This window comes from Pseudomonas rhizophila, from assembly GCF_003033885.1.
Taxonomy (GTDB): Bacteria; Pseudomonadota; Gammaproteobacteria; order Pseudomonadales; family Pseudomonadaceae; genus Aquipseudomonas; species Aquipseudomonas rhizophila.
The window spans coordinates 2,470,037-2,493,716 of record NZ_CP024081.1; the positions used below are offsets into that span (position 1 = coordinate 2,470,037).

Sequence of the window (23,680 nt, forward strand, 5' to 3'; positions counted from 1 at the left end):
ATGCTTAGCAAAGCCGTATTGAGCCAGACCGAAGTCAGCAAAATCCTCGCCGCTGCCCGCAGTGAAGCGGAGAAAAACCACTGGGCCGTGAGCATCAGCGTGGTCGACGACGGCGGGCATCCGCTGGCCCTGGAGCGCCTGGATGGCTGCTCACCGATCGCCGCCTACATCGCCGCCGAGAAGGCCCGCAGCGCCGCCATCGGGCGTCGTGAAACCAAAGGTTATGAAGACATGGTCAATGGCGGGCGTAGCGCGTTCCTGTCCGCGCCGCTGCTGACTTCGCTGGAAGGTGGTGTGCCGGTGATTGTCGACGGCCAGGTGATTGGCGCGGTGGGCGTTTCCGGGGTCAAGGCCGATCAGGACGCCCAAGTGGCCAAAGCCGGTATCGCCGCATTGGGCTGATTACAAGGGCTAGGCGCCTGTTCAGTGAGCCGCGCTGACATCTGACGCCGGCCACCTACTGTTTTTTGGAGAGTGAAAATGACTGATCGCGTGAACTGCCAGCGCCTGCAAGTGGCCGTCAACCTGCAACGTTTCGTCGACGAGCAAGTGCTGCCCGGCACCGGGATTGAACGCGAGGCGTTCTGGGCCGGCTTCGACGCCCTGGTGCATGACCTGGCGCCGCACAATCGTGCGCTGCTGGCCGAGCGCGATGCGCTGCAGGCGAAGCTGGACAGCTGGCACCGCGCGCACCCAGGCCCGATCAGCGACATGCCGGCCTATCGCGATTTTCTCGAGTCCATCGGCTACCTGTTGCCGCAGCCAGACACGGTACGGGTCAGCACCGCCAACGTTGACAGCGAGATCACCCACCAGGCCGGTCCACAGCTGGTGGTGCCGATGATGAATGCCCGCTACGCGTTGAACGCCGCCAATGCGCGCTGGGGCTCTTTGTACGATGCGTTGTACGGCACCGATGCTATCGCTGAAGACGGTGGTGCTCAAAAGGGCCCGGGTTACAACCAGGTGCGTGGTGACAAAGTCATCGCCTTCGCCCGTGCGTTTCTCGATCAGGCCGCGCCTTTACGCATGGGCTCGCATGCTGACTCGGTCAATTACCGGGTCAGTGAGGGGCAACTGCAGGTGACCCTGGCTGACGGCACCCAGACCGGTTTGGCCCAGGCCGACAAGTTCGTCGGTTATCAGGGCCAGGCCAGCGCGCCGACAGCGGTGCTGCTGAAAAACAACGGCCTGCACGTGGAAATCCAGATCGATGCCGGCAGCCCGATCGGCGCCAGCGATGGCGCAGGGGTCAAGGATCTGCTGGTGGAGTCCGCGCTGTCGACCATTCTCGACTGCGAAGACTCCGTCGCGGCGGTCGATGCGGCCGATAAAGTGCTGATCTACCGCAACTGGCTCGGTCTGATGAAAGGCGACCTCAGCGAAGCGCTGGAAAAGGGCGGCAAGTCTATCGTGCGCCGTCTCAACCCGGACCGCGAGTACACCGCTGCCGCTGGCGGTGCGTTGAAGCTGCACGGCCGTTCGTTGCTGTTTGTGCGCAACGTCGGGCACCTGATGAGCAACCCGGCGATCCTCGACGGCGAAGGCCACGAGATCCCCGAAGGCATCCTCGACGGGGTGATGACCAGCTTGATCGCCCTGCATGACCTCCAGCGCCACGGTAACTCGCGTACCGGTAGCATCTATATCGTCAAGCCGAAGATGCACGGCCCGGCTGAAGTGGCCTTTGCCGATCAGTTGTTCACGCGCATCGAAGACCTGCTGCACTTGCCCCGGCACACCCTGAAGATGGGGATCATGGACGAAGAGCGCCGCACCAGCATCAACCTCAAGGCGTGTATCGCCAGCGCGGCGGCGCGGGTGGCCTTCATCAACACCGGCTTCCTCGACCGCACCGGTGATGAGATGCACACCGCCATGGAGGCCGGCGCGATGCTGCGCAAGGGCGACATGAAGAGCAGCGCCTGGATCCAGGCCTACGAGCGCAACAACGTGCTGGTTGGCTTGAGCTGCGGTCTGCGTGGTCGGGCGCAGATTGGCAAGGGGATGTGGGCCATGCCGGACCTGATGGCCGCCATGCTCGAGCAGAAGATCGCCCATCCCCAGGCCGGCGCCAACACGGCCTGGGTCCCGTCGCCGACCGCCGCCACCTTGCATGCCTTGCACTACCACCAAGTGGATGTGCAGGCGGTGCAGCGCGAGCTGGAAGCCATCGACCTCAACAGTCAGCGCGACGACCTGCTCAATGGCCTGCTCAGCGTGCCGGTGGTGGCCGAGCCTGACTGGAACGCCAGCCAGATCCAGCAAGAGCTGGACAACAACTGCCAGGGCATCCTCGGTTATGTGGTGCGCTGGGTCGAGCAGGGCGTGGGTTGCTCCAAGGTGCCGGATATCCACAACGTCGGCCTGATGGAAGACCGCGCCACCCTGCGTATTTCCAGCCAACACATTGCTAACTGGCTGCACCACAACGTCGTTAGCCAGACTCAGGTGCGCGCAAGCCTTGAGCGCATGGCCAAGGTGGTCGATCAGCAGAACGCCGGTGATCCGCTGTATCGCCCGATGGCCGATGACTATGCCGCCTCGATGGCGTTCCAGGCCGCCTGCGACCTGGTGTTCAAGGGCCGCGAGCAACCCAGTGGCTACACCGAACCGCTGCTGCACGCCTGGCGTCTGCGGTTCAAGCAACAGGCCTGAGGGAGACACGCTCTGCAATCGTCGAGGGGCTGCGGTGTGCGTCGTGACCGCAACCCCGAAAGCCCCTGCTTTAGCGGGGGCGCAATACAACAGGCCCCGACAGCCCATGGCTGCCGGGGCCCTTGAGCATGAGCGCGGCGACGGGTGATCCCCTGTCGACGCGGTTCGCGGAGCACCTGTGCTCTGGATGCGTGGCGCCGGATACCCCCGGCAAACTGTGGTTCACAACAATAAAAAGGAACCAAAACCATGAGTCAAACACTGCTGTCCATCCTGGCCTTCGTGCCGCTGGTACTGGCGGGCGTGTTACTGATCGGCTTTCGCTGGCCAGCCAAATACGCCATGCCCGTGGTCTTCGTACTGACGGCGCTGATCGGCCTCGGGGCCTGGGACATGACGTTGAATCGGGTCCTGGCGTCCTCGCTGCAGGGCCTCGTCCTGACGGCGGCGATTCTGTGGATTGTTTTCGGTGCCATTCTGTTGCTCAACACCCTCAAGCATTCCGGCGGCATCAGCTCCATTCGCCGTGGCTTTGCCAATATCAGCCCGGACCGTCGGGTCCAGGCGCTGATCGTGGCCTGGCTGTTCGGCTGCTTCATCGAGGGCGCTTCGGGCTTTGGCACACCTGCGGCGGTAGTCGCGCCGTTGATGGTCGCGTTGGGCTTCCCGGCCATGGCCGCGGTGGTACTCGGCATGCTGGTACAGTCCACTCCGGTGTCTTTTGGTGCCGTCGGTACGCCCATGGTGGTCGGGGTCACAGGCGGCCTTGACCAGACCGGTCTTGGCGCGCAACTGGCTGCTGTGGGCAGCAACTGGGACGTGTTCTTCCATTTGATCGTCTCGCGGGTGGCGATCATCCATGCCCTTTGCGGGATTCTCATGCCGCTGATCATGATCAGCATCATGACCCGCTTCTTCGGCAAGAACCAATCCTGGCGCGAAGGCCTGGTCATGGCACCGTTCGCGATCTTCACCGGACTCGCCTTCGTCATTCCTTACGCGGCCGCCGGAGTGTTCCTCGGTCCGGAATTCCCTTCGATGATTGGTGCCCTGGTGGGCCTGAGCATTGTGATCCCGGCTGCCAAAGCGCGCTTCCTGTTGCCCAAGACCACCTGGGATTTTGCCCCGGCCAGCGAGTGGCCAGCGGAGTGGATGGGCAGGATCGAGATGAAGCTCGACGACATGGCCGGCAAAAAAGCGATTTCCGTCCCCATGGCCTGGGCACCCTATGTGCTGCTGGCCGTGTTGTTGGTGCTGTCGCGCAACATTCCACCGCTCAAGGCCTGGCTGCTGTCCCTGAGCTTCGGGGCCAAAGACATTCTGGGTGAGACGGGCGTGTCCGCCAGCCTGGAACTGCTCTACCTGCCAGGTGGTTTGCTCTGCGTGGTTGCGCTGATGACATTCTTCTTGCACCGCATGCGCGCCAGCGAACTGGTGGCGGCCGTGAGTGAATCGAGCAAAACCTTGCTGGGCGCCGGTTTCGTGTTGATCTTCACCATCCCGATGGTGCGTATCCTGATCAACTCAGGGGTGAACGGATCGGACCTGGTGTCGATGCCGGTGGCAATGGCGCGTCTCGTCGCAGACAGTGTCGGCAGCGTGTACCCGTTCTTCGCCCCGGCGGTGGGCGCACTGGGCGCATTCATCGCCGGCTCCAACACCGTGTCCAACCTGATGCTGGCGCAGTTCCAGTTCAACACCGCGCAACTGTTGGGCATCTCCGGCGCGCTGATGGTGGCGTTGCAATCGGTAGGCGCGGCGGCCGGCAACATGATCGCCATCCACAACGTGGTGGCGGCGTCGGCGACAGTCGGCCTGCTGGGTCGCGAAGGCATCACCCTGCGCAAGACCATGCTGCCGACGCTGTACTACATCGTCCTGGCCGGTATCATCGGCATGATCGGCTTCTATCTGCTGGGTATCAGCGATCCGCTGACGAAGTCCTGAAACCTGCAGGCTGCCCGCCGATGGGGCGGGCAGCTTCGGTCAGGCGAGTCCACCGGAGCTAAACCAGCGCATCTGTTGACAGGTTGTAAATGAAAGCCCCTGATTCGTGATGAATCAGGGGCTTTGGAGTGTCTGGCGTTTTATAGAAGGGTACCCGCTGGCGCCGCATCCAACCGCCTTGCAATCACATCCATCACGTCGCAACCGTCACGCAGCGGAATGCAGTAAAGCTGTGCCAAACCCCATCGCCATTTTGGGCGACGCTCAGACTATAGGCGCCACCACAAAAAATACGCAAGGGATTGATAGCGCGGAGGTTTCCCAATGACATGTGGGATATTTCCGTAGCTCAATCAGCCAATTCCGCCATTCCACCCCCATTTACAGCCCTACACGTCCCACAATCCAATCGCGCATTCCCCTCCGGCGCGGGATAATACGGCCCGGCTTGGGGTCACAACCGCTTCCCCCTGATTGTATTGGCGGCTGAGAAGGATCGATCGCAATGACAGACTGGCTGCAAAGCTATGGAGAGATGGCTGAACGGGTTCGCGGCCACGATTGGGACGCCAGCCCGCTCGGGCCGCCGAAACAGTGGCCCGATGTGCTGAAGACCACCGTAGCGTTGAGCCTCGCCTCGCATTTCCCCCAGGCCATCGTGTGGGGGCCGGAACTGATCACGTTGTACAACGATGCCTTCGTGCCCATCCTCGGCAATAAACCCCAAGCGCTGGGTCGGCGGTTCGATGAGGTGTGGAAGGAAGTCTGGAGCGACATCGGCCCGATTGTGCGGGCGGCCTTCGAGGGGCAGGCGACTTATATCGAGAATTTTCCCCTGATCATCGAGCGTGGCGGCGGCCTGGAACAGGCGTATTTCACGTTCTGCTACAGCCCCATCCGTGATCAGTTCGGCAAGGTCGTGGGCATGCTGGACACCGTCACCGAGACCACTTCCACGGTGTTCATGACCCAGCGCCTGGCGGTGCTGGATGCCATTGGCAATGCCGTGGCGAATGCCACCGACCCACAGGCCATCATGGCCACCACCACGCGGATTCTGGCGGCGCACCTGAACCTATCCAATTGCGCCTATGCGGATATGGATGAGGACGAGGATGGCTTCACCATTCGCGGTGATTGGGCTCGGGCGGGGTCACCCAGTATTGTCGGGCATTACCGGCTGGCGGATTTTGGTCGGCTGGCGGTTGCCAACCTGCGGGCCGGCAAACCCCTGGTGGTCAACGATAACCTCAAGGAGCTGGCGCCCGAGGAAGCGGCGACGTTCCAGGCGATCGGTATCGCCGCGACCATTTGCGTGCCGCTGATCAAGAACGGACGTTTGACCGCATTGATGGCCATCCACGACAAAACGCCGCGGGTCTGGTCCAGCAACGATCTGGCGCTGCTGATGGAAGTGACCGAACGATCCTGGGCTCACATCGAGCGGACCCGCGCGGACGCCGCCGTGCGCGAGGGGCTAGCGGTCCTGGCGGAACTGAACGCGACGCTGGAGGAGCGGGTCGAGGAACGCACCACGCGCCTGAAACAGACCGAAGCGGCCCTGCGCCAGTCGCAGAAACTTGAAGCCATCGGCCAGCTCACCGGCGGGGTGGCCCACGACTTCAACAACCTGCTGACGATCATTCGTTCCTCCGTCGACTTTCTGCACATGCCTAACCTCTCCGATGAGCGGCGCAACCGCTACATGACGGCGGTTTCCGAGACGGTGGAGCGTGCCGCCAAGCTGACCAGCCAGTTGCTCGCCTTCGCCCGGCGTCAGCCGTTGAAACCGCAAGTCATCGATGTGGGCAAGCAGGTGCAAAGCCTCGGCGACATGCTGCAGACCGTCACGGGGGCGCGGATTCAGGTCAAGGTCGAGCTGAGCGACCGGCCTTGTTACATCCGCGCTGACTTGAGCCAGTTTGAAACGGCGCTGATCAACATGGCCCTCAATGCCAGGGATGCCATGGATGGGCAAGGCACGTTGTCGCTGCGGCTCATTGGCGGTGCTGGCATGCCGCCGATCCGAGGTCACGCGGGAGCCGGGCAGTCTTTTGCCGCCATTGCCCTGGCGGACACCGGCACCGGCATTGCGGCAGAAGTCCTGGAGCATATTTTCGAGCCGTTCTTTACCACTAAGGAAGTGGGCAAGGGCACCGGGCTGGGGTTGTCCCAGGTGTTCGGTTTTGCCAAACAGTCTGGCGGCAACGTGGATGTTTCGACCGTGGTCGGGGAGGGGACGGTGTTTACCTTGTACCTGCCGGAAGTCGAGCCTGAAGAGATTGATGAGCCCAACCGGGAGGAAACCACGCCCCTGCTGCTGGAAAAGGGCAAGCGTCGGGTGTTGATCGTGGAGGACAACCTGGAGGTCGGGCGTTTTGCCAATCAGATCCTGCAGGATCTGGGCTACGAAACGGCCTGGGCGACCAACGCCGAGGAGGCTCTGGATATGGTTGGCCCGGATGCGATGGCGTTCGACGCGGTATTTTCCGACGTCGTCATGCCCGGCATCAGCGGCATTGCCCTGGCCAAGGCACTGCGCCGGCGCCGCCCGGATCTGCCGGTGGTCCTGACGTCGGGTTATAGCGAGGAGCTGGCCCACCGTGGCCATGAAGATTTCGAGTTTCTATCCAAGCCCTATTCGGCCGATCAGGTTTCCCGGATCTTGAGCCGCGATGGCGGGGCGGATTGAATAAAGCGGTCCGTGGGCAAGTCACGCAGCTCCATTCGTCGGCCAGACGCTTGCCTGAATAATCAGTCCTTTGATGACCGACTAGTCTGAAAGTCGTGAAGGCCTATATTTTTCAGGCAACGGGTTGTTGCCGGTGTGGGCCTCGACGAAAAGGGGAAAGGCGATGGGAGCACCGTACAGCGAGGATAACGGAGCCGCATATCCGATCAATGAAGGTTTGCAGTGTGGGCAATCGGCCTATAGGGCGGACTTTGGCGACGAGCCGATCAAATCCATCAGGACCAAGGTGTCCAAAGTGCCGCGAGGGGAAAAGGCCAAGTTCCTGCCCAGGGTCCCGGTCAGGAAGTAACGTTGCAACTCTACAATTCAGTCCTGTCATCGTGGCGAGGGAGCAAGCTCCCCGCCACGACACCATTCCAGCCTCTGGCATAAATATTCTTCATCTTTTTTTTCACGACGGTTTCTTTCACGTTTCTTTCACAAGCGGGCGCGTAATCTTGGCTCATCCGTTAGAAAGCAGTAACCGCAGTACCTGCCCGTTTCCCCAGCGGGCTTTTTTTTGCCTGTCATAAAACTACCCCTCCGTTTGTTGTCCAAGTGACATGGCCCGACGCTATCTGGCGTAGACTGACGCCCGCGCGTACCGGCCATCTTTCCCCGATGCGGCATTCTTGAGGTTTCTATCATGCGTTTGACTTTATCCACCTTGGTGCTTGGGCTTGTGGTTGCTCAAGGCGCGATGGCTGCCGGTGACGGTACTGCTGCGGTTGGCGGTGGTCTGGGCGGTGCGTTGGGTAACGTAGTCGGCCAACAGATGGGCGGCAGCACAGGCGCGGCCATTGGCGCCGGTGTCGGTGGTGCAGCCGGCAGTGCGGTGGGGGCGCGTAAGGGCAGCCGTACGGAAGCGGCCATTGGCGGTGGTTTGGGGTCGGCCGGCGGTTCGATTGTCGGTAACAGCCTGGGCGGCTCGACGGGCTCCACCATCGGCGCAGGTATTGGTGGCGCGGCGGGTGGTGCATTGGGTAGCAACCTGTCCAATGACAACGATGGTCATTCGGGTGGTAAGAAGCACAAGCACAAACATAAGAACAAACATCGCTAAGCGCATGTTTGGATGAGAAAGACCCGGCCTGTGAGCCGGGTTTTTTGTTCGCCATGGGTTTGCGGTTTATCTGCTCACAGGGTTGTCTGGCCACAGGGCTGTCCGGCGTTTTCTTTACCGGGTTATTTACCCGGAACGTTTCCCCTCTGCGCACCTCGAATTCATACATCCATCAGCAATTGCGAGGTGCGTCATGACGCCGGAAACCGAAGGTACGGAAGAAAAAGGCCCGTCGGGCGTTCCTTTCGTCAATGATCCGGGCAATGAAGACCCCGGCTCGCTGATGGACGACGCCCAGGTGCCCTTGATCGAGGGTGAAGAGGTGGAAGACGCTGAGATCGAGGACGAGTCCTACGATTGAAGTCGCTCAAGCTGACCGCCCGTGTTCTCAAAACTGCATGACGTGTTGTCCCGTCATCAGGAGGTTGCCATGACTGCCGATTCGCCTGTCCCTGACGACGATGAAACCCCGGAATACCCGCTGCCCTCGCCAACCGACTCGCTGAGCCGGGACCAGCGCCCGCCTGACGACGACGCCGGGGTAGAGCAGGTGCCGAGTGAGGATGAGGATATCGAGGCGAGCCCGGACGATCCGGACATTGCCGGTAACGACGCCTCCGGCGAACCGAGCTGATTGCCGGTTCCGCCCGTCGATTTATCGGCACCATCGGCCAGTCACGATTGCCACACATCAGGTAGGTAACCTTAAAAAGGGAGACTCACCATGATGAAATCAAATGTGACCGCGCTGACCCTGGCCGGGATTCTGTCGGTCAGTTCCATGGCGGTTTTCGCCCAGTCTTCGGGCGGCAATCCCCCCGTAGATAAGGGGGGGATGCCACCTTCCACCGAGATGGAAGCCGGCACGCCGTCGGGCACGGGAGGCGCGTTGCCCCCGGGTTCCGTGGAGAGCGGTAATGGCAGCGACGCCAGTGGTAGCAGCACCAGTCCCGGTACGGGCAGCGGCTCAATGAGCGGCGGCAGTTCCATGGGGGGCGATGCCTCCAGCAGTGGAACCGGGGCCGGAACCAGCGACAGCGGTGGTAGCTCCGATGACGACGGTTCGAGTGGTTCCAGCCAATAACGCATTGATCATCATCTGAACCTGATCCTTGTTGCGGCGAGGGGGCAAGTGCCCTCGCTGCAACAGTCGCCCACACAGATTTCCCGTTGCCTGTGCCAAGCCACTCTCGTTATCCTGCTGAATCCTTTAAGGTGAACACGTTGCTCTGGCCAAACCTGAGCCATCTCTGGAACCTTGTGATAACGGATCAGATGCGATGAAAGCACCGCTGCAAGAGCTTGGCCCGATCAAAGCTGTGATATTCGACATGGATGGGCTGTTGCTGGACACCGAAGGCATTTACACCGAGGTGACCTCCATCATCGCCGAGCGTTACGGGCGCACGTTTGATTGGAGCGTCAAGCAGAACATCATCGGACGTGGGGCCGGGGATCTGGCCCGCTATGTCGTTCAGGCGCTGGAGTTGCCGATCACCCCGGAAGAGTTCCTGGTGATCCGCGAGCCCTTGATGCGCGAACGCTTTCCGCACGCCCTGGCGATGCCCGGTGCTGAAGAGCTGGTGCGGCATTTGAAGGCCCATGACGTTCCGATTGCGGTGGGCACCAGTTCGTCGAGCCAGTCGTTTGCACTGAAAACCACGCTGCACCGGGACTGGTTTGCGTTGTTCGATTTCATCGTCACAGCGGATGACCCGGAGGTGGGCGCGGCGAAGCCGGCACCGGATATCTTCCTCACTGCCGCCCGACGCCTGGGCGTTGCACCCCGCGATTGCCTGGTATTCGAAGATTCACCGTTCGGGGTGACCGCGGCGAAAGCGGCGGGAATGACTGCCATTGCCATTCCGGATTCGGCCATGGCCGACGAAAAATACGCCCATGCCGACGCGATCATTCGTTCCCTGAAGATCTTCCAGCCAGGCCTGTGCGGTTTGCCAGAGCTGGAGTGGGCCTGACGACACATCGCGGCACAACAGAACGCCGTTCATGGTATTACCCATGAACGGCGTTTTTTTATGGCCTGGATCAGGCGCCGCCCCCCCCATCGCGAGCAGGCTCGCTCCCACATTGGTTTTGTGGCGACCGCACATGTTGCGACCACCCAAAATCCCTGTGGGAGCGAGCCTGCTCGCGATGGGGGCGATGTGATTCAGAGCTGTGAATTCACCGCCCAAACCGCCCCGGCCAGCCAATAATGGTCTTGGGCCGAGGCGTGGCATAGGTGCGCACTTTCGAGGTGGACAAGCCCAACCGCACCAGGGCTTCGGCAATGGTCACCGCCGCCGTCACGCCATCGACCACCGGCACCCCGGTGCGCTGGCGGATCTGCTCATCGAGCCCGGCCATGCCACCGCAACCCAGGCAGATTACTTCGGCTTTGTCCTGACTGACTGCCAGTTCTGCCTGCTGCACGATGGCTTCCACCGCCCGTTGCGGGTCTTGCTCAAGCTCCAGCACTGCCAGGCCACTGGCACGTACCGAGGCGCAGCGATCGAACAGGCCGGAGAGCTTTAGGCGGTCCTCGATCAGCGGCACGGTGCGGTCCAGGGTGGTGACCACCGAATAGGCGTGGCCCAGGAACATCGCGGTGCTGGCGCCCGCGTCGGTGATGTCCACCACCGGTACATTGAGCAGTTCCTGCAAGCCTTCGCGCCCATGTTCGCCGTAACCGGCCTGGATCACCGCATCAAACGGCTGATCGTAGGCCATCACCCGATCCATCACCGCGATGGCGGCCAGGTAGCTTTCGAAATTGCCTTCGATGGAGTCAGCGCCGAAGTACGGCGTGAGCCCGACGATCTCGGTGCCCGGCGCGGCCACGGCCTGGGCTTGTTGGGCGATGGCCCGGGTGATGGATTCGGTGGTGTTGACGTTGACCACAAGAATTCGCATGAGCTGTCCTCTTCCATAAGCGCAAACAGGCGGCCCGGTCTGGCGGGCCGTTTTTACAATCAACGGCAGATGTTATCCATAGGAATGGACAAATGGCAGGTTCTTGCGGTCCGCATGGTTTTTATAAGCGCTGTGGTTTTTTTCAGGCCTTGGATTTGCTGATGATATTGCCGGCGTGCAGCCCGCATTCTTTCTGCGTGGCTTCTTCCCACCACCAGCGGCCTTCGCGTTCGTGCTGGTTCGGCAGCACCGGGCGGGTGCAGGGTTCGCAGCCGATGCTGATGAAGCCGCGTTCATGCAGGCTGTTGTAGGGCAGTTCCAGCATGCGGATGTAGCCCCAGACTTCTTCGCTGGTCATCTGCGACAGTGGGTTGAATTTGTACAGGGTGCGTTCCGGAGTGGAAAATGCCGTGTCGATTTCCAGTGCGGCCACCTGGCTGCGGGTGCCGGGGCTCTGATCGCGACGCTGGCCGGTGGCCCAGGCGCGGACATCGGACAGCTTGCGCCGCAGCGGTTCGATCTTGCGAATGCCGCAGCACTCACCGTGACCGTCCTTGTAGAAGCTGAACAGGCCTTTTTCCTTCACGAAAGGCTCGAGTTTCGCAGGGTCCGGCGAGATCAGTTCGATATCGATCTTGTAGTGTTCGCGCACCTGTTCGATGAACCGATAGGTTTCCGGGTGCAGGCGACCGGTGTCGAGGCTGAACACCTTGACGTTCTTATTCAGCTTCCAGGCCATGTCCACCAGCACCACGTCTTCGGCGCCGCTGAAAGATATCCACAGGTCATCGCCGAATTCGGCGAAGGCCAGTTTGAGGATGTCCTGTGGGGACTTGTTGGCATAGGTCGTGGCGAGTTCCACGACGTCAAACGATGGGCTCATCAGGGCGGCTTCCTACAGGTCGGTGGCGCTGGGCGCTCTATATGGGGCTGATGGTAACAAAAGCTGTCGGGGCTGGCGCGCTCCTGTGCGTTGCGCAGGCATCGGCGAATGGCTAGAGTCGGCAGTCCTTTTGTTCGCTCAACCGATAAACATCAAAAAAATGGGAGTGTCTTGTGGAAATTGCCTGTCTCGACCTGGAAGGTGTGCTGGTCCCGGAAATCTGGATCGCCTTCGCTGAAAAAACCGGTATTGAATCCCTCAGGGCGACCACGCGGGACATTCCCGACTACGACGTGTTGATGAAGCAACGGTTGCGCATCCTCGATGAGCATGGCCTCAAGCTCTCCGATATCCAGGAAGTCATCGCCACCCTCAAGCCGCTGGACGGCGCCATCGAGTTCGTCGACTGGCTGCGCGAGCGCTTCCAGGTGGTGATTCTTTCCGACACCTTCTACGAATTCTCCCAACCCCTGATGCGCCAGCTGGGTTTCCCGACGTTGCTCTGCCATCGTCTGATTACCGATGACAGCGGACGGGTAACCGGATACCAACTGCGTCAGAAAGATCCCAAGCGCCAGTCGGTATTGGCCTTCAAGAGCCTGTACTACCGGGTGATCGCGGCGGGGGATTCCTACAATGACACCACGATGCTGGGTGAAGCCGATGCCGGGATTCTGTTTCATGCGCCGGACAATGTGATTCAAGAGTTCCCGCAGTTCCCGGCAGTGCACAGTTTTGCTGAGTTGAAGCAGGAATTCATCAAGGCCTCGAATCGAAATCTAAGCTTGTAAACCCAATCCCCCTGTGGGAGCGAGCTTGCTCGCGATAGCGTTGGGTCAGCAGCATTTGAGCCAACTGGCACACCGCTATCGCGAGCAAGCTTGCTCCCACAGGGTTCTGGGCCTGGTCAGGGGCTTGCCCTCGATGCTTTTAGAGGTTCTGCAAAGTTTCGAGCAACACCCGCACCTTGGTAATCGACTCCTGATACTCCGCCTGCCAATCCGAATCCGCGACAATCCCGCCGCCGCCCCAGCAACACACCTGTCCATCCTTGACCAGCAAGCTGCGGATGGCGATGGAACTGTCCATCTCTCCGCGTACGTCCAGGTACAGCAACGAGCCGCAATACAGCCCGCGCCGGGTCGGTTCGAGTTCGTCGATGATCTGCATGGCGCGGATTTTCGGTGCGCCGGTGATCGAGCCGCCGGGGAAGCTGCCTGCGATCAAGTCCAGGGCGTCCTTGGCGTCGGCCAGCTCGCCGGTCACGCTGCTGACCAGATGGTGGACGTTGGGGTAGCTTTCCAGGCTGAACAACTCCGGCACGCGCACCGAGCCGATGCGGCAGGTACGGCCCAGGTCGTTGCGCAGCAGATCGACAATCATCAGGTTTTCCGCCCGGTCCTTGGGGCTGGCCAGCAACTCGGCGGCGTGTGCGGCGTCTTCGTCAGGGGTTGCGCCGCGTGGACGGGTGCCCTTGATCGGGCGGGTCTCCACATGACCTTCGCTGACTTTGACGAAACGCTCGGGTGACAGACTCAGCACCGCGCCGCCGTCGGGCAAGCTCTGGAAGCCGGAAAACGGCGTCGGGCAAGCCGCCCGCAGCGCCTGATAGGCGGCCCAGGCATCGCCTTGGCACGGGGCGCGGAAGCGCTGGGCAAAGTTGACCTGGTAGCAGTCGCCGGCCTGGATATACGCTTGGATCCGTTCGAAGGCCAGTCGATAGGCATCGCTATTGAGGTCGGGCGCCATGGGCGCTTCGAGGCTGAAGGCGGTCACAGGCGCTGAGGTTGGCTGGCTGAAGAGCGCAATCAGGCGTTGGCGTTCGCTGTCGGCGCAGTGAGGGTGAAACACTAACTGGCTGGTCCCGGCCTGATGGTCGGTGACCAGCGCCCAGTCGTACACACCGAACCGCGCGTCGGGCAGGTGCAGATCGTCTTTGGCGTGGGACGGCAGGGTTTCGAGATGTCGGCCGAAGTCGTAGCTCAGGTAGCCGATCAGGCCGCCAGCGAAAGGCAATTGCACCGAGGCCGGCAGTACAGCACTCCCCAGTTGCGTCAGATGAATACGCAAGCGTTGCAGGAAATCGGCACCGGTCTCGTCTGACAGTACCGCCAGATGCTCCAGCGGCCAGGCACTGAGCAAATCATAGCGTCCGCGTTCGGCACTCGGCCGGCCGCTGTCGAGCAGCACACTGCCCGGGGCATGGCGGATCACCGCGAAATACTCGGCGGGGTTGGCGCGGTAAGGCAGCGGGTGTACAGAGCAGGTTGACATGGGCGGGGTGGGTCAGCCGTTCAGGCGGGGTGGCGATTGTAATCCCTCTGTAGGATTTGCTCCTAGAGGGATGTCGGAGATGAGTAAGTATGGGGCCATCGAAACATTTGGCTGTGAACACCTTGTGGCGAGGGGATTTATCCCCGCTGGGTTGCGCAGCAACCCTAAAACTTACCACCCCGGTGTATCAGGCTGACTGCATCTGCCTGTTTGGGGCTGCTTCGCAACCCAGCGGGGATAAATCCCCTCGCCACAGGGGTGTTTCAACCCTCAACCCTCAACCGGCGGAATATGCCCAAACAACTCCTGGGCAAACGCTACGCGCTCCTCGACGGTTTCAACCACGCCACGGGCCTTGAGTTCTTCCAGGCGGGCTTCCACCGCGTGGGTGCGCAGAGTCAGGCCGCAGTCGTTGGCGATCTGGATGTTCAGACCCGGTCGGGCGTTGAGCTCCAGGATCAACGGACCTTTTTCCTGGTCCAGCACCATGTCCACGCCGATGTAGCCCAGCCCGCACAGTTCATAGCAACCGGCGGCCAGTTTCATGAAGCCGTCCCAGTAGGGCAGCTGCACGCCGTCCACCGCGTTGGTGGTGTCAGGGTGTTTGGTGATGATGTTGTTCAGCCAGGTACCGCGCAGGGTCAGGCCGGTGGCAAGGTCGACACCCACGCCGATGGCGCCCTGGTGCAGGTTGGCCTTGCCGCCGGACTGGCGGGTCGGCAAGCGCAGCATGGCCATCACCGGATAGCCCATCAGTACGATGATGCGAATGTCCGGCACGCCTTCATAGCTGATGCTCTTGAAGATCTGGTCCGGGGTCACGCGATATTCGATCAGCGCCCGGTCCCGGTGCCCACCCAAGGAGTACAGACCGGTAAGGATGCTGGACACATGGTGTTCGATTTCTTCATGGCTGATGATCTTGCCGGACACCGTGCGATAGCGGCCCTCGAAGCGGTCGGCAATGACGATGATGCCGTCGCCACCCGCGCCCTGGGCCGGCTTGATCACGAAGTCGGTGCGCCCGCCGATGATCTCGTCGAGCTTGTCGATTTCCTTCTCGGTGGAGATCACCCCATACAGCTCCGGCACATGGATGCCGGCAGCGATGGCTCGCTCCTTGGTGATGATCTTGTCATCGACGATCGGGTACAGGCTGCGCTTGTTGTATTTGAGCACATAGTCGGCGTTACGCCGATTGATGCCCATGATGCCCCGGGCCTCCAGGGCCTTCCAGGTCTTCCACAGGCCGAACATTATGAGTCAGCCTTGACGAAGGCCTTGAACCGTACCAGCTCGGTCAGGCGGTAGCCGCGGTAGCGACCCATGGCCAGCATGAAACCTACCAGAATCAGCAGGATGGCCGGGAAGGTGAACACGAAGTACACCAGCTCCGGCACGCTCATGATCAGGTGCGCCAGGGCGGCGGCGAACAGGGTGCCGATGGCCACCTTCATGGCGTGGCTGGCGCCGCGTTCTTCCCAGGTAATGGACAGGCGTTCGATGGTCATGGTCAGAATCACCATCGGGAACAGCGCGACCGACAGCCCGCGTTCCAGGCCCAGCTTGTGGCTGAACAGGCTGATGGCAGCGATCAGCACCACCACGAACGTCAGCACCACCGAAAGCCTTGGCAGCATTTGCAGCTTGAGATGTTCCAGATAGGAGCGCAGGGACAGGCCCAGCGTCGTGATGACTGTAAACAGGATGATGCCGAAGCCCAGTTGGGTTTCGCGGAAGGCCAGGGCGATCAACACCGGTGTGAACGTGCCCAGGGTCTGCAGGCCGATCAGGTTGCGCAGCACCAGAATCACCAGCACGCCGATCGGGATCATCACCATGATCATGAACGTTTGCTGGGTTTGCAGCGGCAGGCCGTAGAGCGAGTATTCGAGGAAGTTGGCGTCGGTGTTTTCGTCCGTCAGCTTGGCCAGGCGAATGGCGTTCATTTCGCTGTTGTTCATGGTGAAGGTGACGGTGGCTTTTTTGCCGCCATCGACGGTGATCAGGTTTTCATCACCGGTCCACCACAGCAGACGGTCGCTGGGCAGGCCCCGCTCAGCGGTATCCGGGTTGAAATACAGCCAGTCGGTGCCGTTGAAACTGCGCAGCCACAGTTCAGGCGACTGCGGTTGGTCGGCAACCAGGCGGATGGTATGGACCTTCTCCACCGGCACGTGGGCGATAGACAGCACCAGTTCGACGACTCTGGCCTTGCTGGCTATGGACGGATCGCCAGCCAGCAGCAGCTTGACGTTGTCGTCGTTGGGGTTGTTGACCCGTTTGATCGCTTCACTGATGAAGGTCTCGACGTCGGCCGAGTGCTGGCGGATCGGCGCGAGCAGGGCTTCGGCGGCCAGCTTCTCGGGGCCCTCGACGGCGATGCTGTCGCGGAAGGTCGGGCCCTTGATCTTGGATTTTTCCGAGGTATAGCGCTTGGTCAGCACCAGGCGGTAATACAGGGTCTGGTTGCCCTTGGCCCGACGGGCCGACCACGTGACCTTGCGGTTACCGTCCACCCGGTTCACCGCCACACCGTAGTTATTGGAGATGAAGCTCTCGTTGAGGCTGACGTAGTCCATGCTCAGCGGCGGCACGAACATCTGGATCTTCACCGGATCCTTGGCATTGGGGACGAACTCGATCTTGGCATCGATGTTCCACAAGTCGTCGGTGGCGTCTTCGGTCACCGGGATGCCGAGCACGAAAATCTGATAGGCCGTCACCGACAGGCCCAGCACCACCAGGATGGCGATCAGCATTTTCAAATGGAGGGTAAGAGAGCGCATTGGAATTACTCTGCGGTTTGAGCGGCATTGGCGCAGGCGGGTTTGCCGGCAGCGTATTTGAGACTGGGGTCGACCAGCGCGTCGAAGCGTTTGAGGGCTTCGGAGCCGATCAGTAGCGGGTATTGGAAAGCGCTGCGGTCGGTGAGGTTCACTTCGATGCTGCGCAGGGCCGAGCCCATGCAGATGTCCAGCTCGATGACCGGCCGAGCCGTGTAGTTCTTGCCTTCTTCGGGGTCATAGTCACCGGCGCGGCGTTTGATCTTGCTGACACGGGCCAGCGGACGTTCGATAGGGTGCGAATGCGCCGCGTCGATGGCCAGGTAAAAACGCACCCAGGATTCGCCATCGCGTTTGAAGCGCTTGATGTCCCGGGCGCTGAGCGAAGCGGTTTTGGCCCCGGTGTCCAACTTGGCGGCAACCTCCAGGTCGATGCCCTGCAGGGCGGCGTATTCATTGAGGCCGTACACGGTCTTTTCACCCGCCAGGACAAGCCCCGGCAGGCACGTGAAACAAAGGACAGCAGTTAAGGGCTTGAGTGTCATAAATCCTGATGCACAGTGTTCCGTTCGTCGGTTCAGGCCCTGGCATTGCTGCACAAGCTCCCTGGGTTGCCTTCTCTTAATAGATGCAGAGCGGCAAATTGCGGCGGCATTCTAGCACGGTGGTTTTCTGACGCCACCGCCGCCCGGACGCAACCGCTTATCCGACGCACTTAGTTATGGAGGAGGCCCTTATTAGACGATTGTCGACAATGTCTAATTTTACTTTGACGAAAGCGCAGTGATTGGTTAGTTTTTGCCTTATAGATTTATAAGGTGTCGACAATATGCTCGATCAGCTCGAATCACCGGTCTTGGCCCAAGATGAATCGGAAACCCTTTCCGAGAACGTCTTCCGGCGTATCCAGGCCGCAATCGTGCGAGGCGATATCGCGCCTGGCAGCAAGATCTCCGAGCCCGAACTGGCACGCACCTACGGCATCAGCCGCGGCCCGCTGCGCGAGGCCATCCATCGCCTGGAAGGCCAGCGCTTGCTGGTGCGGGTGCCTCACGTGGGCGCCAGGGTGGTATCCCTGAGCCACGCCGAGTTGCTGGAACTCTATGAAATCCGCGAGTCCCTGGAAGGCATGGCCTGCCGTCTGGCGGCCGAGCGCATGACCCTGGAAGAAATCGACGAGCTGCGCCGGGTCCTGGAAACCCATGAGCGCGACGCGGCGTTCCAGGCCGGTGTCGGCTATTACCAGCAGGAAGGCGACTTCGATTTCCATTACCGGATCATCCAGGGCAGCGGCAACCGCACCCTGACGCAAATGCTCTGCGGCGAGCTGTATCAGTTGGTGCGCATGTACCGCATCCAGTTTTCCACCACGCCCAACCGTCCGCGCCAGGCCTTTGCCGAGCACCACAGAATTCTCGATGCCATCGCCGACCGTGACGGTGAACTGGCTGAATTATTGATGCGCCGGCACATCGGCGCTTCCAAACGCAACATCGCGCGTCATTTCCAGGACAGCGCCGCCACTGAACGAGGTGAGTCATGAGCAACAGCACTCCAGGCCAGCGTTTTCGCGATGCGGTCGCCAACGAGCATCCGCTGCAAGTGGTGGGCACGATCAACGCCAACCACGCGCTGCTGGCCAAACGCGCCGGTTTCAAGGCGATCTACCTGTCGGGCGGCGGCGTGGCGGCCGGCTCCCTTGGCGTGCCGGACCTGGGCATCACCGGCCTGGATGACGTGCTGACCGATGTGCGCCGTATCACCGACGTCTGCGACCTGCCGTTGCTGGTGGACGTAGACACCGGGTTTGGCTCCTCGGCGTTCAATGTGGCCCGCACGGTCAAGTCGATGATCAAGTTCGGCGCGGCGGCCATTCATATTGAAGACCAGGTCGGCGCCAAGCGTTGCGGCCATCGTCCGAACAAAGAGATCGTCTCGCAACAGGAAATGGTCGACCGCATCAAAGCCGCCGTCGACGCGCGCACCGATGACAGCTTCGTGATCATGGCCCGTACCGACGCCCTGGCCGTGGAGGGCTTGGAATCGGCCCTGGACCGCGCCGCCGCGTGCATCGAGGCCGGTGCCGACATGATCTTTCCGGAAGCCATCACCGAACTTGAGATGTACAAGCTGTTCGCCAGCCGGGTGAAAGCCCCGATCCTGGCCAACATCACTGAATTCGGCGCGACACCGCTGTACACCACCGAACAACTGGCGGGCGCCGACGTGTCCCTGGTGCTGTACCCACTGTCGGCCTTCCGCGCCATGAACAAAGCGGCCGAGAACGTCTATACCGCAATCCGCCGCGACGGTACGCAACAGAACGTCATCGACACCATGCAGACTCGCATGGAGCTTTACGATCGCATTGACTACCACACCTTCGAGCAAAAGCTCGATGCGTTGTTCGCGGCGAAAAAATGAACAGAGCGCAGCCTCTACAAATCTAAAAAAATGGAGACAGCAAATGGCCGAAGCAAAAGTACTCAGTGGCGCCGGGCTCCGTGGCCAGGTGGCCGGGCAAACCGCATTGTCCACCGTAGGCCAGTCAGGAGCCGGCCTGACCTATCGCGGTTACGACGTCCGCGAACTGGCGGCTGACGCGCAATTTGAAGAAGTGGCTTATCTGCTGCTGTACGGCGAGCTGCCGACCCAGGCGCAACTGGACGCCTACACAGGCAAACTGAGCCAATTGCGGGACTTGCCCCAAGCCTTGAAAGAGGTGTTGGAGCGCATTCCCGCCGACGCCCACCCCATGGACGTGATGCGCACCGGCTGCTCGTTCCTGGGCAACCTGGAACCGGAGCTGAATTTCTCCGAACAGCATGACAAGACCGACCGCCTGTTGGCCGCGTTCCCGGCGATCATGTGCTACTGGTATCGCTTCAGTCACGAAGGCCAGCGCATCGAGTGTGTGACCGACGAGACCTCCATCGGCGGCCATTTCCTGCACCTGTTGCATGGCAAGAAGCCGAGCGAGCTGCACGTCAAGGTGATGAACGTCTCGCTGATTCTGTATGCCGAGCACGAGTTCAATGCCTCGACCTTCACGGCGCGGGTGTGTGCCTCGACCCTGTCTGACCTGTTTTCTTGCATCACCGCCGCCATCGGTTCGCTACGCGGCCCGTTGCACGGTGGGGCCAACGAAGCGGCGATGGAAATGATCCAGCGCTTCCAGTCGCCGGAGGAAGCGATCAAGGGCACCCTCGGGATGCTCGAGCGCAAGGACAAGATCATGGGCTTCGGCCACGCGATCTATAAGGACAACGACCCGCGCAACGAGGTGATCAAGGGCTGGTCGGAAAAACTCGCCGACGAGGTGGGTGACACGGTGTTGTTCCCGGTTTCCGAGGCCATCGACAAGACCATGTGGGAGCAGAAAAAACTGTTTCCCAACGCCGATTTCTACCATGCCTCGGCGTACCACTTCATGGGCATCCCGACCAAGCTGTTCACGCCGATCTTCGTTTGCTCGCGCCTGACGGGCTGGGCCGCCCACGTCTACGAACAACGTGCCAACAACCGCATCATCCGACCGAGCGCCGAATACACCGGCGTCGAACAGCGCAAGTTCGTGCCAATCGAACAACGCTGAACTGGAGGGCGCTGACGCTGCAACTGAAGGAACCGAAAACCATTGTGGGAGCGAGCCTGCTCGCGATAGCGGTGGGCCAGACGACATCGATGTCGGCTGCGACTCAGTCATCGCGAGCAGGCTCGCTCCCACAGGGGAACAGGTTCACTTCAGTAGCTGCGCCAACCCCTTCTGAAACCACCGTGACCCGAGTGCTGACGATGAACACAGAATTTCGCAAACCGCTGCCCGGCACTTCGCTGGATTATTTCGACGTTCGCGGGGCCGTGGATGCCATCCGGCCTGGCGCTTACGATGGCCTGCCGTATACCTCCAGGGTGCTGGCGGAAAACCTGGTGCGTCGCTGCGACCCGGCGACGCTGGGCGAGTCGCTGCTGCAACTGATCGAGCGCAAGCGCGATCTGGACTTCCCATGGTTTCCGGCCCGGGTAGTGTGCCATGACATCCTCGGCCAGACCGCCCTGGTAGACCTGGCCGGCCTGCGCGACGCCATTGCCCTGCAGGGCGGCGATCCGGCGCAGGTCAATCCGGTGGTGCCGACCCAGTTGATCGTCGACCACTCCCTGGCGGTGGAAAGCGGCGGGTCCGATCCCCAGGCGTTCGCCAAGAACCGCGCCATTGAAGACCGGCGCAACGAAGACCGCTTTCACTTCATCAACTGGACCAAGAAAGCCTTCAAGAACGTCGACGTGATCCCGCCGGGCAATGGGATCATGCACCAGATCAACCTGGAAAAAATGTCACCGGTGATCCAGCAGCGTGACGGCGTGGCGTTCCCTGATACCTGCGTGGGCACTGACAGCCACACCCCCCACGTCGATGCCTTGGGCGTGATCGCCATTGGCGTTGGCGGCCTGGAAGCCGAAAGCGTGATGTTGGGGCGTGCCTCGTGGATGCGCCTGCCGGAAATCATTGGCGTCGAGCTGACCGGCAAGTTACAACCGGGCATCACCGCCACCGACATGGTGCTGGCGCTGACCGAATTCCTGCGCAAACAAAAAGTCGTCGGTGCCTGGCTGGAGTTTTTCGGTGAAGGCGCCAGCGCCCTGACCTTGGGCGACCGCGCGACCATTTCCAACATGGCCCCGGAATACGGCGCCACGGCGGCGATGTTCTACATCGACCAACAGACTATCGATTACCTGAAGCTCACCGGCCGCGAAGACCAGCAGGTTCAACTGGTCGAGACCTACGCCAAGCAGGCAGGCCTGTGGGCCGACACGCTCAAGGGCGCGCAATACGAGCGCGGCTTGACCTTTGATCTGTCGTCGGTGGTGCGCAACATGGCTGGTCCCAGCAACCCCCACGCCCGCGTCGCGGTGTCGGATCTGGCCGCCAAAGGTATCTCCGGTCAGTGGGACGATGTGCCCGGGCAAATGCCCGACGGCGCGGTGATCATCGCCGCCATCACCAGTTGCACCAACACCAGCAACCCACGCAACGTGATCGCTGCCGGCCTGCTGGCGCGCAACGCCAACCGCCTGGGCCTGACCCGCAAGCCATGGGTCAAGTCGTCCCTGGCGCCGGGGTCGAAAACCGTGGCGCTGTACCTGGATGAAGCCGGTCTGACCAAAGAGCTGGAGCAATTGGGTTTTGGTGTCGTGGCCTTCGCCTGCACCACCTGCAATGGCATGTCCGGTGCGCTGGACCCGCTGATCCAGCAGGAAATCATCGACCGCGACTTGTACGCCACCGCTGTGTTATCGGGCAACCGCAACTTCGATGGGCGCATCCATCCGTACGCCAAACAGGCGTTCCTTGCCTCGCCGCCGCTGGTGGTGGCCTATGCCATCGCCGGGACCATCCGCTTCGACATCGAGAAGGATGTGCTGGGCGTGGTGGACGGTCGCGAGATCCGCCTCAAGGACATCTGGCCGAGCGACGAAGAAATCGATGCGGTGGTCAAGGCCTCGGTGAAGCCGGAGCAGTTCCGTCAGGTGTACATCCCGATGTTCGCCATCCAGGAGGACACCGGGCCAAAAGTGACGCCGTTGTATGACTGGCGCCCGCAAAGCACCTATATCCGTCGCCCGCCGTATTGGGAAGGAGCGCTGGCCGGTGCGCGGCCGCTCAAGGGCATGCGTCCGCTGGCGGTGCTGCCGGACAACATCACCACCGACCACCTGTCGCCGTCCAACGCCATCATGCTCGACAGTGCCGCTGGCGAATACCTGGCGAAAATGGGCCTGCCGGAAGAAGATTTCAACTCTTACGCAACCCATCGGGGCGACCATTTGACCGCCCAGCGTGCGACCTTCGCCAACCCGAAACTGTTCAACGAGATGGTCCAGGAAAACGGCAAGGTCAAGCAGGGTTCTCTGGCCCGGGTCGAGCCGGAAGGCCAGGTCATGCGCATGTGGGAAGCCATCGAAACCTACATGGAGCGCAAGCAGCCGCTGATCATCATCGCCGGTGCCGACTACGGCCAGGGTTCGTCCCGGGACTGGGCGGCCAAGGGCGTGCGCCTGGCCGGTGTCGAGGCGATTGCCGCTGAAGGTTTCGAGCGTATCCACCGCACCAATCTGGTGGGGATGGGGGTGTTGCCGCTGGAGTTCCAGCCGGGCACCGATCGCAAGACCCTGGGCATCGACGGCAGCGAGGTCTATGACGTGATCGGCGAGCGCACCCCGCGTGCGACGCTGACCCTGGTCATCACCCGCAAGAACGGCGAGCGCGTCGAAGTGCCGGTGACCTGCCGTCTCGATACCGCCGAAGAAGTGTCGATCTACGAAGCCGGCGGCGTATTGCAACGCTTTGCCCAGGATTTCCTGGAATCGGCGGTTGCCGTCTAAATCACAGCTGCGGGCACCCTTGCGGGCCCGCTTGAGGA

The 23,680-nt window shown here is 61.3% G+C and carries 20 protein-coding genes; 14 read left to right on the top strand and 6 right to left on the bottom strand.

All coding sequences use genetic code 11. The features are described from left to right. The 9 genes from CRX69_RS11570 to CRX69_RS11610 all read left to right on the top strand — a co-directional run bounded on the left by CRX69_RS11570 (position 1) and on the right by CRX69_RS11610 (position 10,375). Positions 1–402: a heme-binding protein gene (locus CRX69_RS11570; protein WP_047228253.1), complete on the top strand. Its 402-nt coding sequence runs from the start codon at positions 1–3 to the stop codon at positions 400–402. Positions 403–480: 78 nt separating this feature from the next. Further along, the gene (locus CRX69_RS11575; RefSeq protein ID WP_107322044.1) at positions 481–2,658 is read left to right on the top strand and encodes a malate synthase G; all 2,178 of its coding nucleotides are present in this window, start codon (positions 481–483) and stop codon (positions 2,656–2,658) included. 249 nt (positions 2,659–2,907) lie between these two features. Beyond that, a complete protein-coding gene (locus CRX69_RS11580; protein ID WP_047228255.1) occupies positions 2,908–4,605 on the top strand; it encodes an L-lactate permease in 1,698 nt (565 codons plus the stop codon). Between the two features lie 505 nt (positions 4,606–5,110). Beyond that, on the top strand, positions 5,111–7,297 hold the full coding sequence (locus tag CRX69_RS11585) for a response regulator (RefSeq protein ID WP_107322045.1): 2,187 nt from the start codon (positions 5,111–5,113) through the stop codon (positions 7,295–7,297). A gap of 685 nt (positions 7,298–7,982) precedes the next feature. After that, positions 7,983–8,399: a glycine zipper domain-containing protein gene (locus tag CRX69_RS11595; protein WP_047228264.1), complete on the top strand. Its 417-nt coding sequence runs from the start codon at positions 7,983–7,985 to the stop codon at positions 8,397–8,399. A 193-nt stretch (positions 8,400–8,592) separates the two neighbouring features. Further along, positions 8,593–8,760, top strand: coding sequence for a hypothetical protein (locus CRX69_RS27675; RefSeq protein ID WP_171061338.1), 168 nt, complete (start codon positions 8,593–8,595; stop codon positions 8,758–8,760). 69 nt (positions 8,761–8,829) lie between these two features. Then, a complete protein-coding gene (locus CRX69_RS11600; protein WP_076383858.1) occupies positions 8,830–9,033 on the top strand; it encodes a hypothetical protein in 204 nt (67 codons plus the stop codon). A gap of 90 nt (positions 9,034–9,123) precedes the next feature. Continuing rightward, positions 9,124–9,483 carry a hypothetical protein gene (locus CRX69_RS11605; RefSeq protein WP_107322046.1) on the top strand — a complete coding sequence of 120 codons (360 nt, stop codon included), beginning with the start codon at positions 9,124–9,126 and terminating at the stop codon, positions 9,481–9,483. A 196-nt stretch (positions 9,484–9,679) separates the two neighbouring features. Then, positions 9,680–10,375 (top strand): HAD-IA family hydrolase, encoded by a 696-nt coding sequence (locus CRX69_RS11610; RefSeq protein ID WP_047228267.1) that lies wholly within the window; start codon positions 9,680–9,682, stop codon positions 10,373–10,375. Positions 10,376–10,583: 208 nt separating this feature from the next. Here CRX69_RS11610 and CRX69_RS11615 read toward each other — a convergent pair whose 3' ends face one another. Beyond that, positions 10,584–11,312, bottom strand: coding sequence for an aspartate/glutamate racemase family protein (locus CRX69_RS11615; protein ID WP_076383859.1), 729 nt, complete (start codon positions 11,310–11,312; stop codon positions 10,584–10,586). 142 nt (positions 11,313–11,454) lie between these two features. After that, complete coding sequence (locus tag CRX69_RS11620) at positions 11,455–12,195, bottom strand: phosphoadenylyl-sulfate reductase (RefSeq protein WP_047228271.1); 741 nt, start codon at positions 12,193–12,195, stop codon at positions 11,455–11,457. Positions 12,196–12,368: 173 nt separating this feature from the next. Between CRX69_RS11620 and thrH the strand changes: the two genes are divergently transcribed. Then, a complete protein-coding gene (gene thrH, locus CRX69_RS11625) occupies positions 12,369–12,986 on the top strand; it encodes a bifunctional phosphoserine phosphatase/homoserine phosphotransferase ThrH (protein ID WP_047228272.1) in 618 nt (205 codons plus the stop codon). 139 nt (positions 12,987–13,125) lie between these two features. Here the strand turns inward: thrH and pabB are convergent, their stop codons facing one another. The 4 genes from pabB to rloA all read right to left on the bottom strand — a co-directional run bounded on the left by pabB (position 13,126) and on the right by rloA (position 17,800). After that, complete coding sequence (gene pabB, locus CRX69_RS11635) at positions 13,126–14,469, bottom strand: aminodeoxychorismate synthase component I (RefSeq protein WP_047228273.1); 1,344 nt, start codon at positions 14,467–14,469, stop codon at positions 13,126–13,128. A gap of 270 nt (positions 14,470–14,739) precedes the next feature. Next, positions 14,740–15,726, bottom strand: a complete 987-nt coding sequence (locus CRX69_RS11640; RefSeq protein ID WP_047228274.1) for an alpha-L-glutamate ligase-like protein — start codon at positions 15,724–15,726, stop codon at positions 14,740–14,742. Further along, positions 15,726–17,258, bottom strand: coding sequence for an osmotic stress tolerance membrane protein RloB (gene rloB, locus CRX69_RS11645; RefSeq protein WP_047228275.1), 1,533 nt, complete (start codon positions 17,256–17,258; stop codon positions 15,726–15,728). The genes CRX69_RS11640 and rloB overlap by 1 nt, the downstream gene beginning before the upstream one ends. 5 nt (positions 17,259–17,263) lie before the next feature. After that, on the bottom strand, positions 17,264–17,800 hold the full coding sequence (gene rloA / locus CRX69_RS11650) for a retropepsin-like aspartic peptidase RloA (RefSeq protein WP_047228276.1): 537 nt from the start codon (positions 17,798–17,800) through the stop codon (positions 17,264–17,266). A 284-nt stretch (positions 17,801–18,084) separates the two neighbouring features. Here rloA and CRX69_RS11655 point away from each other — a divergent pair, with 284 nt between their 5' ends. The 4 genes from CRX69_RS11655 (at position 18,085) to acnD (ending at position 23,642) form a co-directional block, all read left to right on the top strand. Continuing rightward, a complete protein-coding gene (locus CRX69_RS11655) occupies positions 18,085–18,798 on the top strand; it encodes a GntR family transcriptional regulator (protein ID WP_047228277.1) in 714 nt (237 codons plus the stop codon). After that, the gene (gene prpB / locus CRX69_RS11660) at positions 18,795–19,679 is read left to right on the top strand and encodes a methylisocitrate lyase (protein WP_047228278.1); all 885 of its coding nucleotides are present in this window, start codon (positions 18,795–18,797) and stop codon (positions 19,677–19,679) included. The genes CRX69_RS11655 and prpB overlap by 4 nt, the downstream gene beginning before the upstream one ends. A 43-nt stretch (positions 19,680–19,722) precedes the next feature. Beyond that, positions 19,723–20,850, top strand: coding sequence for a bifunctional 2-methylcitrate synthase/citrate synthase (gene prpC / locus CRX69_RS11665; RefSeq protein ID WP_107322047.1), 1,128 nt, complete (start codon positions 19,723–19,725; stop codon positions 20,848–20,850). A gap of 200 nt (positions 20,851–21,050) precedes the next feature. Beyond that, positions 21,051–23,642, top strand: coding sequence for a Fe/S-dependent 2-methylisocitrate dehydratase AcnD (gene acnD, locus CRX69_RS11675; protein WP_107322048.1), 2,592 nt, complete (start codon positions 21,051–21,053; stop codon positions 23,640–23,642). The last annotated feature ends 38 nt before the right edge of the window (positions 23,643–23,680 follow it).

Coding starts and splice junctions, on each gene's coding strand:
- pabB (WP_047228273.1), bottom strand. CDS start 14,469: ATGTCAACCTGCTCTGTACACCCGCTGCCTTACCGCGCCAACCCCGCC.
- CRX69_RS27675 (WP_171061338.1), top strand. CDS start 8,593: ATGACGCCGGAAACCGAAGGTACGGAAGAAAAAGGCCCGTCGGGCGTT.
- CRX69_RS11605 (WP_107322046.1), top strand. CDS start 9,124: ATGATGAAATCAAATGTGACCGCGCTGACCCTGGCCGGGATTCTGTCG.
- CRX69_RS11600 (WP_076383858.1), top strand. CDS start 8,830: ATGACTGCCGATTCGCCTGTCCCTGACGACGATGAAACCCCGGAATAC.
- CRX69_RS11615 (WP_076383859.1), bottom strand. CDS start 11,312: ATGCGAATTCTTGTGGTCAACGTCAACACCACCGAATCCATCACCCGG.
- rloB (WP_047228275.1), bottom strand. CDS start 17,258: ATGCGCTCTCTTACCCTCCATTTGAAAATGCTGATCGCCATCCTGGTG.
- CRX69_RS11595 (WP_047228264.1), top strand. CDS start 7,983: ATGCGTTTGACTTTATCCACCTTGGTGCTTGGGCTTGTGGTTGCTCAA.
- CRX69_RS11640 (WP_047228274.1), bottom strand. CDS start 15,726: ATGTTCGGCCTGTGGAAGACCTGGAAGGCCCTGGAGGCCCGGGGCATC.
- CRX69_RS11655 (WP_047228277.1), top strand. CDS start 18,085: ATGCTCGATCAGCTCGAATCACCGGTCTTGGCCCAAGATGAATCGGAA.
- CRX69_RS11585 (WP_107322045.1), top strand. CDS start 5,111: ATGACAGACTGGCTGCAAAGCTATGGAGAGATGGCTGAACGGGTTCGC.
- CRX69_RS11610 (WP_047228267.1), top strand. CDS start 9,680: ATGAAAGCACCGCTGCAAGAGCTTGGCCCGATCAAAGCTGTGATATTC.
- prpC (WP_107322047.1), top strand. CDS start 19,723: ATGGCCGAAGCAAAAGTACTCAGTGGCGCCGGGCTCCGTGGCCAGGTG.
- acnD (WP_107322048.1), top strand. CDS start 21,051: ATGAACACAGAATTTCGCAAACCGCTGCCCGGCACTTCGCTGGATTAT.
- CRX69_RS11620 (WP_047228271.1), bottom strand. CDS start 12,195: ATGAGCCCATCGTTTGACGTCGTGGAACTCGCCACGACCTATGCCAAC.
- CRX69_RS11570 (WP_047228253.1), top strand. CDS start 1: ATGCTTAGCAAAGCCGTATTGAGCCAGACCGAAGTCAGCAAAATCCTC.
- prpB (WP_047228278.1), top strand. CDS start 18,795: ATGAGCAACAGCACTCCAGGCCAGCGTTTTCGCGATGCGGTCGCCAAC.
- CRX69_RS11575 (WP_107322044.1), top strand. CDS start 481: ATGACTGATCGCGTGAACTGCCAGCGCCTGCAAGTGGCCGTCAACCTG.
- CRX69_RS11580 (WP_047228255.1), top strand. CDS start 2,908: ATGAGTCAAACACTGCTGTCCATCCTGGCCTTCGTGCCGCTGGTACTG.
- rloA (WP_047228276.1), bottom strand. CDS start 17,800: ATGACACTCAAGCCCTTAACTGCTGTCCTTTGTTTCACGTGCCTGCCG.